Here is a 15302-nt window from a genome sequence, read left to right on the forward strand (position 1 = left end):
CCGCTCTTTGCGAGAAAGCGCAAAAGCGGGCCGGCAGCTTGCCTGCACGTTCGATACGTTGGTTTTTATCCGGAACCTAAGGTTCGTCGATCTCAATAAATCGAGCTCGCGATACCGACATTCAAGGCCTGGAGCGGGCTTTCCTCCAATGACGGCATCGGTTTCGTTTGAAAGTGCTCAAACCCGCTGCCGGCCCGCTCGGACGGCCTCGACAATGTCGATGGCGGCCCGGACGCCGGCTTCTATATCCAAATTGGAGTTATCGAGCAAGTGAGCATCCGGGGCCGGTTTTAGGGGCGCAACAGGGCGATTTTGGTCGCGTTCGTCGCGCTTGAGGATATCGGCCAGCACCGCGGCCTCATCGGCGTCCTCGCCCCGGGCCCGGGCCTCCAGCGTCCGGCGCCGGGCGCGCACCCTCGGATCGGCCACGACAAAAATCTTCACGTCGGCATGCGGGCAGATCACGGTGCCGATATCGCGGCCGTCGAGCACCGCGCCCGGCGGATCGGCGGCGAATTGCCGCTGAAAATTCAACAGCACTTCGCGCACTTTGGGGATAGCCGAGACCACCGAGGCGGCGTCGCCCACTTGCTGGGTTTTCAGCGCCGGATTGCCGAATTTCTCGGGATCGAGTTCGAGCGCCGCGGAGACGGCGAGCATCTCGTTGGAAAGGTCGGCGCCCGCGTCCAGCATCGCCTTGGCAACCGCACGATAAATCACGCCGGTATCGAGGTGACGATAGCCGTAATGCTTGGCAAGCCGCTTGCCGAGCGTGCCCTTGCCTGAGGCGGCCGGTCCATCGATGGCGATGATCATGAAAACTCCGCCCCCAATGAGCGCATCATCGAGATGAAATCCGGAAAGCTCGTGGCGATGAACGCAGTATCGTCGACCTTCACCGGCTTGTCGGTGGCAAGCCCCATCACCAAAGCCGACATCGCGATGCGATGATCCATATGGGTGGCGACGAGGCCTCCGCCCACCACATGGCCCTTGCCTTCGACGATCAAATCGTCGCCCACAATCTCGACCTTGACGCCGTTGACGCGCAACATCGCGGCGGTGGCCTCCAGCCGGTCGGATTCCTTGACACGCAGCTCCTGCAGGCCGCGCATGATGGTGGTGCCTTCGGCAAAACTCGCCGCCACTGCCAGCACCAGATATTCGTCGATCATCGAGGGCGCGCGTTCGGGCGGCACCTCAACGCCGCGCAGCTTCGAGGCGCGCACGCGGAGTTGCGCCATCGGCTCGCCGGCATCGCCGCGAATCTCGCTTTCCTCGATCGAGGCACCCATCTCGCGCAAGGTCGTGAACAGCCCGGTGCGCAGCGGATTGGTCATGACATCTGACAGAACGAGGTCGGACCCCTCCACGATCAAGGCCGCTACGATCGGAAACGCCGCCGATGACGGATCGGCCGGCACCACGACCGCGGCGCCATGCAGTTCGGGCTGCCCGGTGAGCGCGATCCTGCGGCCGTGGCTGCCCTCCGGTGTCGAGACGATCTGGGCGCCAAAATGCTTCAGCATCAGTTCAGTGTGGTCGCGGCTCGCCTCGGTCTCGATCACGGTGGTGACGCCGGGCGCGGCCAGCCCCGCCAGCAGCACCGCGGATTTTATCTGGGCCGAGGCCACAGGCGTCCGGTAGAGGATCGGCAATGGATCGCGGGCGCCCTCGAGGGTCAGCGGCAGGCGGCCGCCTTCTCCAGCTGTGGCAACCCGGGCGCCCATCAATTCCAGGGGATCGAGCACCCGCCGCATCGGGCGAGAGCGCAGCGAGGCGTCGCCGTCGAAGGTCGCGGCAATGGGGCAGCCCGCCACCGCCCCCATCACCAGCCGGCATCCGGTACCGGAGTTGCCGAAATCCAGGGGAACTTGCGGCGCCGCGAACCCGGCGACACCGACACCGCAGACCTTCCAGGCGAAATCGCCGGTTCGCTCGACGTTCGCGCCCAGCGCCCGCATCGCCTTGGCGGTATTCAGGACGTCGTCGCCCTCGAGCAGACCCGAAATGCGGGTTTCGCCGACTGAAAGCGCGCCCAGAATCAGGGCCCGGTGCGAGATCGACTTGTCGCCGGGAACACGAACCTTCCCGCCGAGGGGGCCGCTCGCACGGGCTTCGAGCGGGGTCGGTTGATCGGCGAGGTGGGCTGATTGGGTCAAGATTGTGTCCTCTGCGCGGGCCGCAGGTAACATATGGGCCGCGCGGCGTCACGCAGGCATCCGCATCCCGCAAAGCGCTATTGACAGGGGCGCGGCAACTAGCCAAGTGAAGCACCGTTTTTCAGAAATTCCCAGGATTCCACCCGTGGCCAAATCCGATCTCGGAACCAAACGTATTTGCCCGACGACAGGCAAGAAATTCTACGATCTCAACAAGAGCCCGGTGATCTCGCCCTACACCGGCGAGGTCGTGCCGATCGCGCCGGTGCCGCCGCCGCGAACCCGCGCGGACGCGGCCGCCCGCGCCAGTGCCGCAGCGGCTGCCTCTGCCGCCGAAGCCGTGCCGGAGCCGGTGGAGGCTGAAGAGTTGGTGCCGCTCGAGGAAGCCGATGCCGAGGAGAACACCGGCAAGGTCAAGGCCGTCGTTCCCGAATCGGAAGACGATATCGAGATCGACGAGACCATCGAAGACGACGACGATGATGATTCGACCTTCATCGCCGACGAGGAAGAGGGCGACGAGGACGTCACCGACATCATCGGCGACGTCGGCGGCGACGAGGAGACTTGAGATCGGCCCTGAACTGTGTTCAGGATTCCGCCGTGTTCAGGATTTAGCCGCGCGTCGCCCAAGGCACGCGGCAGTTCTAAGGGGCCATAGCTCAGCTGGGAGAGCGCTTGCATGGCATGCAAGAGGTCGGCGGTTCGATCCCGCCTGGCTCCACCACGCTTCGCCCTTCGGGCTTCGCGTGGCGCAGCCACGTGATGGCCGAAAGGCGAAGCGTGGTGCCCGGCGTAGCCCTCTTGGGCGAAGACGGGCTGGCGACGTCACCTAGTTCCACCTATGCTTGTTCCGCCCGGGTCTTCGGCTTCGCGTGAGACGCAGATGTGGTACGTCTACATCATCCGCAGCGTAGATTTTCCGGACCAAGAGTATACCGGAGCAACCGCCGATCTGAAGCGGCGAATCCCGGAACACAACGCCGGCAAATCCGCGCACACGGCAAAATTCAAGCCTTGGAAACTGGTTTGGTACTGCGCTTTCCCGGATAAATACAAAGCACTGGCATTCGAGAAATATCTCAAATCCCACTCCGGCCGGGCATTCGCGAAGAAGCGGCTCTGACGTTCAACCACCCCGCCCCCCTACTCCCCAATCACCGCATTCAGCCGGTCCCTCAGCGCGACCAGCTCGTTCTTCATCGCCGACAATTCGCCGACCGAGCAGTCCGACGCCGCGAGGATCGCCTGAGGCACCGCCCTAGCTTTTTCCCGAAGCGCCTGGCCGCGGGAGGTGAGCGCGATCAGCACTTGCCGCTCGTCTTCGGTGCTGCGCGTACGCTTGATCAGTTCGGCTGCCTCCAGCCGCTTCAGCAGGGGCGTAAGCGTGCCGGAATCCAGAAACAGCCGTTCACCGATGTCCTTCACAGAGAGGCCGTCGCGCTCCCACAGCACCAGCATCACAAGATATTGCGGATAGGTCAGCCCGAGCCGGTCAAGTAACGGCTTATAGACCCGGTTGAACGCATGCGCGGTGGAGTAGATCGCGAAACAGAGCTGATTGCCGAGCAAGAGCGGCAAATCCGTCGCGTGTTTCCTGGCCATTCGCAACCTCGTCAAATCACAAGCTTACCGGTTCATTGTGGGGTCGGAACCACCCACAATCAATTGTTACCAATTAAATTGCGTGCCGTTCTCTTTTCTATATTGCGCAAAATTAAATTGTGTGCAATATAAATAGCACCGAAACCGCAACAGGGAGAACCCCCCATGTCAGTCAACGTGCTCTATAAGACCAGCGCCAAGGCGACCGGCGGCCGTGACGGCCACGCCGCTACGCTCGATGGAACGTTCGACGTCAAACTCGCAACCCCGAAGGAACTGGGTGGCGGCGGCGGCGCCGGCAACAATCCCGAACAGCTTTTCGCCGCCGGATATGCGGCCTGCTTCATCGGCGCGATGAAGTTTGTCGCCTCGCAAGGCGGCCCGAAGGTGCCGGCCGACGCGGCGGTGACCACCACAGTCGGCATCGGTCCGCGCGCGGCCGGCGGTTTTGGCCTGGATATCGATCTCGCCGTCTCCCTCCCCGGGGTTCCGCGCGCGGAGGCTGAGACTCTGGTGGAGAAAGCGCACCAGGTATGCCCCTATTCCAACGCCACCCGTGGCAACGTCGATGTGCGCCTGAAGATTGTGTAAGGACGGCTGGCCCGCCGCGACAATTGGCGGGCCATTCGCCCAAAGGTTCGGTCAACGACCGGCGCGACGCAGCTCGACGTCGGTGCCGGCATACGCCCACGCGTGCGAAGGCATTGCTGCCGCCCCCGAACCTCGCTAGCTCTGGAAACCGAACGCTCCTCTTATTCCAATTTCCCTTTGAGCGAAGGTTGTTTCCATGACTTCCAGAACCGTCCCCGGCGCGATGGCCGGATTGCGTGTGATCGATCTGACGCGGGTCCTCGGCGGACCCTATTGCACGCAGATCCTCGCCGACCACGGCGCCGACGTGATCAAGGTCGAGCCGCCCGCCGGCGACGAGGTGCGCGACTGGGGACCGCCGTTCCACGGCGAAGACGCGGCCTATTTCGTCGGCATCAACCGCAACAAGCGCTCGATCGGGCTCGACCTCGCTTCCGTTGGCGGGCGCGCCGTGCTGATGAAGCTGTTGGAGCGCGCCGACGTCCTGATCGAGAATTTCAAGCCGGGCACGCTCGACAAATGGGGCATCGGCAACGATGTGCTGCGCGAAAAATTCCCAAAACTCGTGCACTGCCGGATTTCCGGCTTCGGCGGCGACGGCCCGCGCGGAGGCAATCCGGGCTATGATGCCATCATTCAGGCCATGACCGGCATGATCGCCGCGACCGGCTCGCCGCAATCGGGTCCGATGCGGATCGGCGTGCCGCTGGTCGATATCTCCACCGGGCTTTACGCGGCGATCGGCATTTTGATGGCGCTGTCGGAGCGCCAACGATCCGGCCTCGGGCAGTTTCTCGAAACCACGCTGTACGAAACCGGCCTAGCCATCATGCATCCGCACGCGGCGAATTACTTTATGCACGGCAAGCCGCCAAGCCTCACCGGCAACGAGCATCCGAATCTCGTTCCTTACGCGATCTTCCCGACCAAGACCGACAACATTTTTATTGGCGTCGGCAATGACGGCACCTTCAGAAAACTCTGCAAGGAGATCGGCAAGCCCGAACTCGCCGGCGATCGGCGCTTTGCCCGCAACAAGGACCGCATCGCCAACCGCGACGCGCTGCGCGCCGAGCTTGCCGCGGTGTTCAGCCTCTACGACGCCGAGCCGCTCTGCGATCGCCTGCTCGCCGCGGGCCTTCCGGCCGGACCGGTGCAGAGGATCGACCAGGCGCTGACCAGCGCCCACACCGTCCATCGCGGTGATGTCGTCGAGAAGGACTGGTACAAGGGGGTTGCCTCCCCGATCCGTCTCGAACGCACCAAGCCAAGCCTGCGCAACGTCCCACCGAAATTCAGCGAGCACACGCGCGAGGTGCTGACGGAATTCGGATTTTTGACAAGCGAGATCGATGCGCTGGTAGCCCAAGGCGTGGTCTGCGGCCCCGAGCGCAAGCGCTAGTTGCCTTAACCCGGATGCCGTGCAGTGCGCTGCACCGCATCCGGGACACCCGACCCCGCATCAGTCCATTTTAGCGCTTCCCTTGGCCGGCGCTTCCCCCGTACCATCCCCTTGTCTACACAGTCATTTGCCCGTCATCCGTCGCTGTTAACGCGCATACTGGGGAATGACGGTCCATTCAGGAGGGGGTTTTATGCTGCTTCGACATTTCGGCCTTGGCACTACGCTCGCGGCCACGCTTGCGCTCGCTACTCCAGCCCATGCCGTGACCGAGATTCAGTGGTGGCATGCGATGACCGGCCCGAACAACGACGTCGTGGTCAAGCTCGCCAATGATTTCAACGCGTCGCAAAGCGACTACAAGATCGTGCCGACCTTCAAGGGCGGCTACGCCGATGTGCTCAACGCCGGGATCGCGGCATTCCGGGCCGGCAATGCGCCCGGCATCATGCAGGTGTTCGAAGTCGGGACTGCGACCATGATGGCGGCCAAGGGCGCCATCAAACCGGTTTCCGAACTGATGAAGGAGCAGGGCGAGAGTTTTGACCCCAAATCCTATCTGCCGGCGATCACCGGTTACTACTCGACCTCGAAGGGCGACATGCTGTCGTTTCCTTTCAACTCGTCGAGCATGGTGCTCTGGGTCAACCTCGACGCGCTGAAGAAGGCCGAGATCGCCGAGCCGCCGAAGACCTGGCCGGAGCTGTTCGCCGACGCCAAGAAATTGCATGCGACGAGCCCGACCTGCGGCTTTTCCGGATCCTGGATCACCTGGGGACTGATCGAGCAATTCTCCGCCTGGCATAACGTGCCGATCGGCAGCAAGGCCAACGGGCTCGATGGCTTTGAGACCGTGCTCGAATTCAACAACCCGCTGGAGACCAAGCTGCTCGAAAGCCTCGTCGATCTGCAGAAGGACAAGAGCTACGACTATTCGGGACGCACCAACACCGGCGAAGGCCGTTTCACGTCCGGTGAATGTCCGATCTACATGACTTCCTCGGCGTTTTATCCAAACGTCAAGGCCAACGCCAAGTTCGCCTACACCGCTGTGCCGATGCCGTATTTCCCTGATGTCAACGGCGCGCCGCAGAATTCCATCATCGGCGGCGCCTCGTTGTGGGTGATGGGCGGCAAGACGCCCGAAGAATACAAGGGAATCGCAAAATTCTTCACCTTCCTGTCGGACACCGACCGCCAAGTCTATCTGCACGAGGTTTCCGGCTATCTGCCGATCACCAAGGCGGCTTACGAAAAAACCAAGGCCTCGGGCTTCTATGAAAAGAATCCGATCCTCGAAGTCCCGCTCAAGGAATTGACCAACAAGCCGCCGACCGAGAATTCGCGCGGCCTTCGCTTTGGCGGCATGGTGCAGATGCGCGACGTCTGGTCGGAGGAAATCGAGGCGGCGCTCGCCGGCAAGAAGTCGGCGAAGGAAGCCCTCGACGCCGCGGTGTCGCGCGGCAACCAGATGCTTCGGCAGTTTGAGCGCACCGCCGCCAAATAGCAGCGGCGAGGACCGCGGCAGGGCTCGACCTGTCGCGGTCCATCAAGCGAGGCATCATGGAACCCCGGGCGATCTTCTCAGGCAAGCTGCTGCCCTATCTTCTGATCCTGCCGCAGCTTGCGGTCTCGCTGATCTTTTTCTATTGGCCGGCGCTGCAGGCCTTGCAGCAATCGTTCCTGGTGCAGGACGCCTTCGGGCTCTCGACCGAATTCGTCTGGTTCGAGAATTATGTAGCTCTACTGAAAACGCCCGAATACTACCACGCGATCGGCGTCACCTTCGTGTTTTCGGCGCTGGTGGCGTTCTTCTCGCTCACGCTCGGCCTTTTGCTCGCGACGATGGCGAACAACAACATCCGCGGCGTCCAGATCTATCGCACCTTCCTCATTATTCCCTATGCGGTGGCGCCGGCGGTTGCCAGCGTGCTCTTCATCTTCATGTTCCAGCCCGGCCTCGGCATGATCGCGCGCGCCCTGCAGCGCAACGGCATCGACTGGAATCCGGTGCTCAACGGCACCCATGCGATGATCCTGGTCGTCATCGTCGCGGTCTGGAACCAGATCAGCTATAATTTCCTTTTTTTCCTCGCCGGCCTGCAGGCGATCCCGAAAAGCGTGATCGAGGCCGCCGCGATCGATGGCGCCAAGCCGATGCGGCGGTTCTGGACCATCGTGTTTCCGCTGCTGTCGCCGACCACATTCTTCCTGATCATCGTCAATATTACCTACGTGTTCTTCAACACGCTCGGCATCATCGATACCGCAACCGGCGGCGGCCCCAACGGCGCCACCCAGACGCTGGTCTACAAGGTGTTTCAGGACGGCAAGGGCGGCACCGATCTCGGCGGCTCGGCGGCGCAGTCGGTGATCCTGATGATCATCGTGGTCGCGCTCACCGCATTTCAGTTTCGCTACGTCGAAAAGAAGGTTCATTACTGAACGCCATGGTCGAGCACCGCCGCTTTGGAAACCTGCTGCCGCATCTGGTCCTTTTGGCCGGCGTCGCGATCGTCGCCTTTCCGGTCTATCTCGCAATCATCGCCTCGACCCACGACAACACCGTGATCGCCAACGGGCAGATGCCGCTCTACCCCGGCTCGCGTGGGCTCGAGACGTACTGGAACACCATCGTTTCCGGCACCGGCAGGACCACGCGCCAGGCGGTCGGCGTCATGATGTTCAACAGCCTGATCATGGCGATCGGCATCGCAATCGGCAAAATCGCGATCTCGATCATCTCGGCCTATGCGATCGTATTCTTCGCGTTCCCGTTCCGCATGACGGCGTTCTGGACCATCTTCATCACGCTGATGCTGCCGGTCGAGGTGCGTATCTTTCCGACCTACAAGATCACCAGCGACCTGCACGTGCTCGATTCCTATTCGGGGCTGATCCTGCCGCTGATCGCATCGGCGACCGCGACGCTGTTGTTTCGCCAGTTCTTCATGACCGTGCCGAAGGAACTGGTGGAAGCCTCGAAAATCGACGGCGCCGGCCCGATCCGGTTTTTCTGGGATACGCTGCTGCCGCTGTCGATGACCAACATCGCCGCATTGTTCGTGATCCTCTTCATCTACGGCTGGAATCAGTATCTCTGGCCGCTCCTGATCACGACCCGCGACGATATGCAGACCATCGTGATCGGCATCAAGAAGATCATCGACGTGCGCGACGCCTTGACCGAATGGCAGGTGGCGATGGCGACCGCCGTGCTCGCGATGCTGCCGCCGGTTGCAGTCGTCGTGCTAATGCAACGCCTGTTCGTCAAAGGCCTGATCGAGACGGAGAAGTGAAGATGCGAGTGGCGAGTAGCGAATGGCGAATGGCCGCAGTGAGTGGCGAATGGCGAATGGCGAATAGAAAGTCTGGTCATTCCTGGCCAATTTCGTCCTTCGCTATTCGCTATTCCCTATTCGCTATTCGCCTTCATCAGAGATAGCCCAATGGCCGGTGTCATCCTCCGCGACGTCCGCAAGATCTATCCGAGCGGCTTTGAGGCGATCAAGGGCATTGGCCTCGAAGTCGGCGACGGCCAGTTCTGCGTGCTGGTCGGCCCTTCCGGCTGCGGCAAGTCGACGCTGCTGCGGATGGTCGCGGGGCTCGAGACCATCAGCGGCGGCGAGATCGACATCGGCGGGCGCATCGTCAACCAAATCGAGCCGGCCGAGCGCGACATCGCCATGGTGTTCCAGAATTACGCGCTCTATCCGCATATGAGCGTCTACAACAACATGGCCTATGGCCTGCGCAACCGCGGCATGGCCAAGCCCGAGATCGACACCCGCGTCCAGGAAGCCGCGCGCATTCTCGAAATCGGCCCGATGCTCGATCGCAAGCCCGGGCAATTGTCCGGCGGACAGCGCCAGCGCGTCGCGATGGGCCGCGCCATCGTGCGGCAGCCAAAGGTGTTTCTGTTCGACGAGCCGTTGTCGAACCTCGACGCCAAGCTGCGCATCGCGATGCGCGTCGAGATCCGCAAATTGCAGCGGCGGCTGAACACCACCTCGATCTATGTGACCCACGACCAGCTCGAAGCGATGACGCTTGCCGATATTCTGGTGGTCATGAATGGCGGGCAGGTCGAGCAGATCGGCAACCCGCTGGAAATCTATCAGAAGCCCGCGACCACCTTTGTCGCGTCGTTCATCGGCGCGCCGCCGATGAATCTCCTGCCGGTCGGATCGGACGAAATCAGATCGCAACTCGCCGGCGTGTCCGGCGAAGCCGGCCTGTTGGGAATCCGCCCCGAGGATTTTGAGATTTCGAATGACGCGATCCCTGGCGGTATAGCGCTTAAGCTGTCCGTCGAAGCGATCGAGCGCGTCGGCGCCGAGACCTTCATTTACGGCGCCCGGCAACAGCAGGGGCAGGGCGTTGCCGCCAATCCCGGGGAATTGCCACCGGGCGAGGTGATCGTGCGCATTCCCGGCGTGATCGCGCCTGCCATCGGCGAGCGCATCCAGGCCACCGCGCCGCGCGAAAAACTGCATCTTTTCACGTCCGACGGCCGCAAACGGATCGAGCTTTAACCGTCATTCCGGGATGGTCCAAAGGACCAGGCCTCAGATGTACAATTGCACATCGGGGAATCCCGAGATTCCGGGTTCGCTCCCTTCGGTCGCGCCCCGGAATGACTGGTTAACAACGGCGCGCGGCGGGGTTCCCCGAGGTGCTTGAACGCCTGTAGAATCATGCCCATATTCACTGTCGACCGGACGGCAAAGCCGCCAGCCGGTCGCCATGGGGCGCCGCAAGGGCCCCAAAATGCCAAAGTCGCTTCGAGAGGACTTTGTAAAATATGTCTCGTGTTCCTTCGTTATCCAGTCCGTTCCTGCTGGGATTTGACGAAATCGAGCGTGCGCTCGATCGGGTCGTCAAAGGCGCCGACGGTTATCCGCCCTACAATATCGAGCGGTGCGACCGTAACAACGGCCAGCCCGAACGGCTGCGCATCACGCTGGCGGTGGCGGGTTTTACCCGCGACCAACTCGATGTCACCATTGAGGAAAACCAGCTCGTGATCCGGGGCCGCCAGCAGGACGACAAAGCCCGGCAATACATCCATCGCGGCATCGCCGCGCGCCACTTCCAGCGCACTTTCGTGCTGGCGGAGGGGATGCAGGTGCTGGGCGCGGACTTGAAAAACGGGCTGTTGTCGATCGATCTGGCCCGGCCTGAGCCGGAAAAGATCGTTAAGACAATTGCTATCAATGAGCACGAATAATGGAACGAGTAGCGGACTCGACCGCTTAGTCTGACAGAGGAGTCGAGACCATGACTGAAGGTAACGTTGAGTTTGAACCGAACAGCGTCTCACCAGAGGCACTGGCGACCCTGGGCGAGGGCCATATCGCCTATGTGAAGCAGATCCGTTCCGAGGACGTGCCGGGGCTGTTTCCCCAGGCGCCGAAAATCGCGCCGGGACTGAAGCTATTCGCGCTCCATGCCGCCGACGGCACCCCGATCATGCTGACCGATAGCCGGGAAGCTGCGATTGCGAATGCGTGGAGCAACGAATTGCAGGCGGTCAGCGTCCACTGACCCGGCCTTGCCGGTGTCAATGACGTAGGCCCCGCTGGTGTGAACTGACGCAGCCCTTGGGGCTGCCAATGTAACCAATTGGAATTGACGACGCGCGGGAGTTTGTCCTCGGTTTGGCCGGGGACAGGTCCCGCGCTTTTTTTGCGCACGGAGTAAATTCGGACGGGGGATAGGCCACATGACTTAAGGCGAGTTGCGATCCATCGCACCCGAAGAAGCCTCGCGAGTTGAGCCGCTAGGCAAGGCGCTGCTTGCGCTCAACAACGCCCACGCCGCGCAACTCTCCTAGCTGAAGCCGGAACGGCTGGAGTATCTCGTCGATAACGCCTTCCTGGCGCGAAGGATCGGCAACGTCGACGCCTTCATGCTGGCGCTCGATCAGGATGCTCCCTACGACAGCCCGAATTTTGGTTGGTTTCGACGCGTTCCACGCCGCGCTTGGATTTGTCGGGGTAGGTGAAGCAAGCGTCTATGACGGCAGCAGAACGGTCCGATACCTGTCGCGGACGCTGTCAGGCCCGTCGGGCGCGTCAACGTCCAACCGATCCGAAGACGCTCTTCACGGCCAACCTACACGTCGACCTTGAAGCCGAGATCGATTTCCGAAGCCGGCATGCCGCCGCGAATGCCCCAATTCTCCGGCGGAACCTCGTGCAACGATATCTTGATATCGAGCGGCGGAACATCGAGCGCGCCGAGATTGCGGACGATGGCCTGGTAAAGCGCGCGTTTTGCGGACATCGATCGTCCGGAGAACATCGAGATTTCGACCAGCGTAAATCTCTCGCCACGGCCGGGCGGGACGGCAAAGTGCGATGGCGGATGTTCGATCACGCGCACCACGCGATCCGATTCGGGAATTTTCAACGCTTCCTGAAGCGCCGAATGAACTGCAGCGATCACCGCCGCGGGATCAGTGATCCACCCTGCGCGCGTCGCGATGAGGGTATTGGCATTAGTCCCTCAAGCCGCGCTCGCCGGCGGCAGCGCCAGCACCGAATAGATCGCTTGCGCGTCGCGCGAGGCGCGCAGTTTTTTGGCGACATCCTGGTCACGCAACAGCCGCGCAATCCGCGCCAGCGCTTTCAGGTGATCGGCGCCCGCGCCCTCCGGCGCTAACAGTAAAAACACCAGATCGACCGGCTGGCCGTCCATGGCCTCGAAATCGATCGGGCGCTCGAGCCGGGCAAACAGACCGAACAGCCGCTCCAGTTTGGGGAGCTTGCCGTGCGGGATGGCGACGCCATAGCCGACCGCGGTGGTCCCGAGCTTCTCGCGCTGCAACAGGACCTCGAAGATCGCCCGCTCGTTCTGGCCGGTCAGGACAGCCGCCCGCGCCGACAATTCCTGGATCGCCTGCTTCTTGCTGTTGACCTTCAAGGCCGGAAGAATCGCCTCGGGTGCGACCAGGTCGGTAATCGTCATGGGGCGTTCCGAGGTGAATTGACCGTCAGGTTGCGAACTGGGCTCGAGAGGATCGGCATCAAGAAAGGTGAGGCGGAAGGTTTACACCCGGGTCCCTAATTGGGGCGCTTCTACTCCAACGCAAGACCGGTGCCAACTGCTGGGAAGGTATTCCTTGACCCCCTCTCATCGAGGGCCGCGGACCATAGGGAGGGGGCCAGCTTGCGTCAATCCCGGGTGGCTCCGGAGTTCACAGAAGGGGGGTCGACCCAGCCGACATTACCGTCGGTCCGCCGGTAAATGATGTTCACCCGGCCGCTGCCGCCGTGCTGGAACACGATGCAGGCGGCGCCGGTCAGGTCCAGCTCCATCACGGCCTCACTGACCGAAAGCCGTTTCAGCGACGTGGTCGCCTCCGCGATGATGACCGGATTGTAGGCCGTGACCTCGTCGTCGCCTTCGCCGGGCGCCTCGATGACATAGCTCGGCGCATCCAGCGTCGGGGTGTTCATCTCGGCAAGCGCCGCGGACGCCGCGTGCGCCTTCCGCGCCGAGCGATCCTTGAGCCGGCTCTTGTAGCGGCGCAGCCGCTTCTCGATCATCAAGAGCGCCTGATCGGCGCTGGCATAGGCGTCGGCGGCGTTGGAATCGGCCTCCAGCGTGATTCCGGAATCCAGATGCAGCGCGCAGTCGGTGCGAAAGCCGAAACCATCCTTGCTCAGCGTGATGTGGCCGGAGTAATTGCCGTCGAAATATTTGCGCAAGACTTCGTCGGTGCGCTCGCTGACGCGCCCGCGCAGCGCTTCGCCGACGCTGATGCTTTTTCCCGAGATCCGGAGGGTCATTTTTGATGCCTCGATTGGTCTGGAATGCGTCGACACTATCCCGATTTGGCCGGGACGCAATCAGGCCGGCTGCGTATCCCGCGAGCGATCGGAGGACGTGGCAGGCGCCGATAGCGCATTACCGAGCATGCTCTGCTTGTCGCGGCGGCGCTGCACCGAGGACGGGATGCGCATCGCTTCGCGGTACTTCGCGACGGTGCGACGGGCGATATCAATACCCGATTCGCGCAATCGTTCCACGATGGTGTCGTCGGACAGGATTACCGCGGGGTCTTCCGCGTCGATCAATTGCTTGATGTGGTGACGGACCGCTTCCGCCGAGTGGGCCTCGCCGCCGTCCGCCGACGCGATCGAGGCGGTGAAGAAATATTTTAATTCGAAACTGCCGCGATTGGTCGCCATGTATTTGTTGGCGGTAACACGCGACACCGTCGATTCATGCATCTGGATGGCGTCCGCCACCGCTTTCAGATTGAGCGGCCGCAAATGCGCGACGCCGTGGGTGAAGAAGCCGTCCTGCTGGCGCACGATTTCGGTCGCCACTTTGAGGATGGTGCGGGCGCGCTGATCGAGCGCGCGCACCAGCCAGGTGGCGTTCTGCAGGCAGTCGGTGAAATAGGATTTGTCGCCGTCCTTGCGGATCGTCTTCGACAGTTCGGTATAATAGGTCTGGTTGACCAGCACGCGCGGCAGGGTGTCGCTGTTGAGTTCGACATGCCAGCCGCCGTCGGGGCCCGGCCGCACATAGACATCCGGCACCATGGTCTGCATCCGCGCCGAGCCGAATTTCAGGCCCGGCTTCGGATCGAGACGGCGGATTTCGCCGATCATGTCGGTGATATCTTCATCATCAACACCGCAGAATTTTCGCAGAGAGGCGATGTCGCGTTTCGCCAAGAGATCGAGATGCTCGACCAGCGCCTGCATCGCGGGGTCGTAGCGGTTGAGTTCGCGCAGCTGGATCGCAAGGCACTCGCTCAGGTTTCGCGCACAGACACCGGGCGGATCGAATTTCTGCAACACTGACAGAACCGCTTCGACATCGTCCTGCGATGCGCCCAACCGTTCGGCGGCCTGCCCCAGGTCCTGCGGCACATAGCCCGCCTCATCGACGAGGTCGATGAGATATTGCCCGATCATGCGCTGCGCGGGCTGCGAGAAAGCCACCGCCAATTGTTCGGCGAGATGGCTTCCGAGCGTGACCTCGGCGGCGACGAAGGCTTCGAGATTGTAAGCCTCATCGTTGGAAGCGCCGCCCCCCCACTCGGTGTAGGCGGTCGGCGCCGCATCCTGCGCATTGCGCGCAGCGGCTTCCGCCGGCTCTTCGGAGAACACGTTGTCGAGCCCGGTGTCGAGCGTCTGCTCGATCTCGGTACGGCTGCCGAGGTCGCGGTTCATCCATTCTTCGGGAACCGGCTCGAAATTGTCGGCGGCCGACCCATTGGCCATCTCGGAACGGTCGGCTGAAGCTTCGTCGCCATAGGCGAAACCGGACTCATCGTGTTCGGAAAATTCGGCCTGTTCCGGCGCGGGTTCCCCTGCAACAGGGGGCTCGGTTCCGTCGTTGGCGCGCTCCAGCAGCGGATTTCGTTCGAGTTCCTCTTCCACGAAGGCCGAAAGGTCGAGATTCGACAATTGCAACAGCTTGATCGCCTGCATCAGCTGCGGCGTCATCACCAGCGACTGCGATTGGCGGAACTCTAATCTCTGCGTCAGCGCCATGGAGCCAAGAACCGATCCCTAACA

17 protein-coding genes and 1 tRNA gene are annotated in these 15302 nt (G+C 62.1%); 11 read left to right on the forward strand and 7 right to left on the reverse strand.

The features are described 5' to 3' along the window. Positions 1–177: 177 nt before the first annotated feature. Positions 178–816, reverse strand: coding sequence for a (d)CMP kinase (gene cmk / locus B5526_RS18450; RefSeq protein ID WP_079540287.1), 639 nt, complete (start codon positions 814–816; stop codon positions 178–180). Then, positions 813–2195: a 3-phosphoshikimate 1-carboxyvinyltransferase gene (gene aroA, locus B5526_RS18455; protein WP_079540289.1), complete on the reverse strand. Its 1383-nt coding sequence runs from the start codon at positions 2193–2195 to the stop codon at positions 813–815. The genes cmk and aroA overlap by 4 nt, the downstream gene beginning before the upstream one ends. Positions 2196–2307: 112 nt before the next feature. Between aroA and B5526_RS18460 the strand changes: the two genes are divergently transcribed. From B5526_RS18460 to B5526_RS18470, 3 genes are all read left to right on the forward strand, one after another. After that, positions 2308–2733 (forward strand): TIGR02300 family protein, encoded by a 426-nt coding sequence (locus tag B5526_RS18460; protein WP_079540291.1) that lies wholly within the window; start codon positions 2308–2310, stop codon positions 2731–2733. 80 nt (positions 2734–2813) lie between these two features. Further along, positions 2814–2889: transfer RNA gene (locus B5526_RS18465), tRNA-Ala, on the forward strand. A gap of 159 nt (positions 2890–3048) precedes the next feature. Then, entirely contained in the window at positions 3049–3288 is a 240-nt protein-coding gene (locus B5526_RS18470; protein ID WP_079540294.1) for a GIY-YIG nuclease family protein, read from the forward strand. 20 nt (positions 3289–3308) lie between these two features. Here the strand turns inward: B5526_RS18470 and B5526_RS18475 are convergent, their stop codons facing one another. Then, positions 3309–3767 carry a MarR family winged helix-turn-helix transcriptional regulator gene (locus B5526_RS18475; protein WP_079540296.1) on the reverse strand — a complete coding sequence of 153 codons (459 nt, stop codon included), beginning with the start codon at positions 3765–3767 and terminating at the stop codon, positions 3309–3311. Positions 3768–3932: 165 nt separating this feature from the next. Between B5526_RS18475 and B5526_RS18480 the strand changes: the two genes are divergently transcribed. From B5526_RS18480 to B5526_RS18515, 8 genes are all read left to right on the forward strand, one after another. Next, positions 3933–4358 carry an organic hydroperoxide resistance protein gene (locus B5526_RS18480; protein WP_079540298.1) on the forward strand — a complete coding sequence of 142 codons (426 nt, stop codon included), beginning with the start codon at positions 3933–3935 and terminating at the stop codon, positions 4356–4358. Positions 4359–4554: 196 nt separating this feature from the next. Continuing rightward, entirely contained in the window at positions 4555–5760 is a 1206-nt protein-coding gene (locus B5526_RS18485) for a CaiB/BaiF CoA transferase family protein (RefSeq protein ID WP_079540301.1), read from the forward strand. A 193-nt stretch (positions 5761–5953) separates the two neighbouring features. Then, entirely contained in the window at positions 5954–7267 is a 1314-nt protein-coding gene (gene ugpB, locus B5526_RS18490) for a sn-glycerol-3-phosphate ABC transporter substrate-binding protein UgpB (RefSeq protein WP_079540303.1), read from the forward strand. Between the two features lie 56 nt (positions 7268–7323). After that, positions 7324–8205, forward strand: coding sequence for a sn-glycerol-3-phosphate ABC transporter permease UgpA (ugpA, locus tag B5526_RS18495; protein ID WP_079540305.1), 882 nt, complete (start codon positions 7324–7326; stop codon positions 8203–8205). A gap of 5 nt (positions 8206–8210) precedes the next feature. After that, positions 8211–9059, forward strand: a complete 849-nt coding sequence (gene ugpE, locus B5526_RS18500) for a sn-glycerol-3-phosphate ABC transporter permease UgpE (protein ID WP_079540308.1) — start codon at positions 8211–8213, stop codon at positions 9057–9059. 150 nt (positions 9060–9209) lie between these two features. After that, positions 9210–10295, forward strand: coding sequence for a sn-glycerol-3-phosphate import ATP-binding protein UgpC (locus B5526_RS18505; protein ID WP_079540310.1), 1086 nt, complete (start codon positions 9210–9212; stop codon positions 10293–10295). Positions 10296–10564: 269 nt separating this feature from the next. Beyond that, the gene (locus tag B5526_RS18510) at positions 10565–10990 is read left to right on the forward strand and encodes an Hsp20 family protein (RefSeq protein WP_079540312.1); all 426 of its coding nucleotides are present in this window, start codon (positions 10565–10567) and stop codon (positions 10988–10990) included. A gap of 50 nt (positions 10991–11040) precedes the next feature. After that, on the forward strand, positions 11041–11307 hold the full coding sequence (locus tag B5526_RS18515; protein ID WP_079540314.1) for a DUF1150 family protein: 267 nt from the start codon (positions 11041–11043) through the stop codon (positions 11305–11307). A gap of 570 nt (positions 11308–11877) precedes the next feature. Here the strand turns inward: B5526_RS18515 and B5526_RS18525 are convergent. The 4 genes from B5526_RS18525 to rpoN all read right to left on the reverse strand — a co-directional run bounded on the left by B5526_RS18525 (position 11878) and on the right by rpoN (position 15278). Beyond that, on the reverse strand, positions 11878–12210 hold the full coding sequence (locus B5526_RS18525) for a tautomerase family protein (RefSeq protein ID WP_244562000.1): 333 nt from the start codon (positions 12208–12210) through the stop codon (positions 11878–11880). Between the two features lie 60 nt (positions 12211–12270). Continuing rightward, positions 12271–12732, reverse strand: a complete 462-nt coding sequence (ptsN, locus tag B5526_RS18530; RefSeq protein WP_079540320.1) for a PTS IIA-like nitrogen regulatory protein PtsN — start codon at positions 12730–12732, stop codon at positions 12271–12273. Positions 12733–12938: 206 nt separating this feature from the next. Further along, the gene (gene hpf / locus B5526_RS18535; RefSeq protein WP_079540322.1) at positions 12939–13556 is read right to left on the reverse strand and encodes a ribosome hibernation-promoting factor, HPF/YfiA family; all 618 of its coding nucleotides are present in this window, start codon (positions 13554–13556) and stop codon (positions 12939–12941) included. A gap of 60 nt (positions 13557–13616) precedes the next feature. After that, complete coding sequence (gene rpoN / locus B5526_RS18540; protein WP_079540324.1) at positions 13617–15278, reverse strand: RNA polymerase factor sigma-54; 1662 nt, start codon at positions 15276–15278, stop codon at positions 13617–13619. Positions 15279–15302: the final 24 nt, after the last annotated feature.

The organism is Bradyrhizobium lablabi (assembly GCF_900141755.1).
GTDB lineage: Bacteria > Pseudomonadota > Alphaproteobacteria > Rhizobiales > Xanthobacteraceae > Bradyrhizobium > Bradyrhizobium lablabi_A.

Excerpts from the sequence above, each read along its gene's own strand:
- cmk (WP_079540287.1), bottom strand. The coding sequence starts at position 816 with ATGATCATCGCCATCGATGGACCGGCCGCCTCAGGCAAGGGCACGCTC.
- aroA (WP_079540289.1), bottom strand. The coding sequence starts at position 2,195 with ATGTTACCTGCGGCCCGCGCAGAGGACACAATCTTGACCCAATCAGCC.
- B5526_RS18470 (WP_079540294.1), top strand. The coding sequence starts at position 3,049 with ATGTGGTACGTCTACATCATCCGCAGCGTAGATTTTCCGGACCAAGAG.
- B5526_RS18475 (WP_079540296.1), bottom strand. The coding sequence starts at position 3,767 with ATGGCCAGGAAACACGCGACGGATTTGCCGCTCTTGCTCGGCAATCAG.
- B5526_RS18480 (WP_079540298.1), top strand. The coding sequence starts at position 3,933 with ATGTCAGTCAACGTGCTCTATAAGACCAGCGCCAAGGCGACCGGCGGC.
- B5526_RS18485 (WP_079540301.1), top strand. The coding sequence starts at position 4,555 with ATGACTTCCAGAACCGTCCCCGGCGCGATGGCCGGATTGCGTGTGATC.
- ugpB (WP_079540303.1), top strand. The coding sequence starts at position 5,954 with ATGCTGCTTCGACATTTCGGCCTTGGCACTACGCTCGCGGCCACGCTT.
- ugpA (WP_079540305.1), top strand. The coding sequence starts at position 7,324 with ATGGAACCCCGGGCGATCTTCTCAGGCAAGCTGCTGCCCTATCTTCTG.
- ugpE (WP_079540308.1), top strand. The coding sequence starts at position 8,211 with ATGGTCGAGCACCGCCGCTTTGGAAACCTGCTGCCGCATCTGGTCCTT.
- B5526_RS18505 (WP_079540310.1), top strand. The coding sequence starts at position 9,210 with ATGGCCGGTGTCATCCTCCGCGACGTCCGCAAGATCTATCCGAGCGGC.
- B5526_RS18510 (WP_079540312.1), top strand. The coding sequence starts at position 10,565 with ATGTCTCGTGTTCCTTCGTTATCCAGTCCGTTCCTGCTGGGATTTGAC.
- B5526_RS18515 (WP_079540314.1), top strand. The coding sequence starts at position 11,041 with ATGACTGAAGGTAACGTTGAGTTTGAACCGAACAGCGTCTCACCAGAG.
- ptsN (WP_079540320.1), bottom strand. The coding sequence starts at position 12,732 with ATGACGATTACCGACCTGGTCGCACCCGAGGCGATTCTTCCGGCCTTG.
- hpf (WP_079540322.1), bottom strand. The coding sequence starts at position 13,556 with ATGACCCTCCGGATCTCGGGAAAAAGCATCAGCGTCGGCGAAGCGCTG.
- rpoN (WP_079540324.1), bottom strand. The coding sequence starts at position 15,278 with ATGGCGCTGACGCAGAGATTAGAGTTCCGCCAATCGCAGTCGCTGGTG.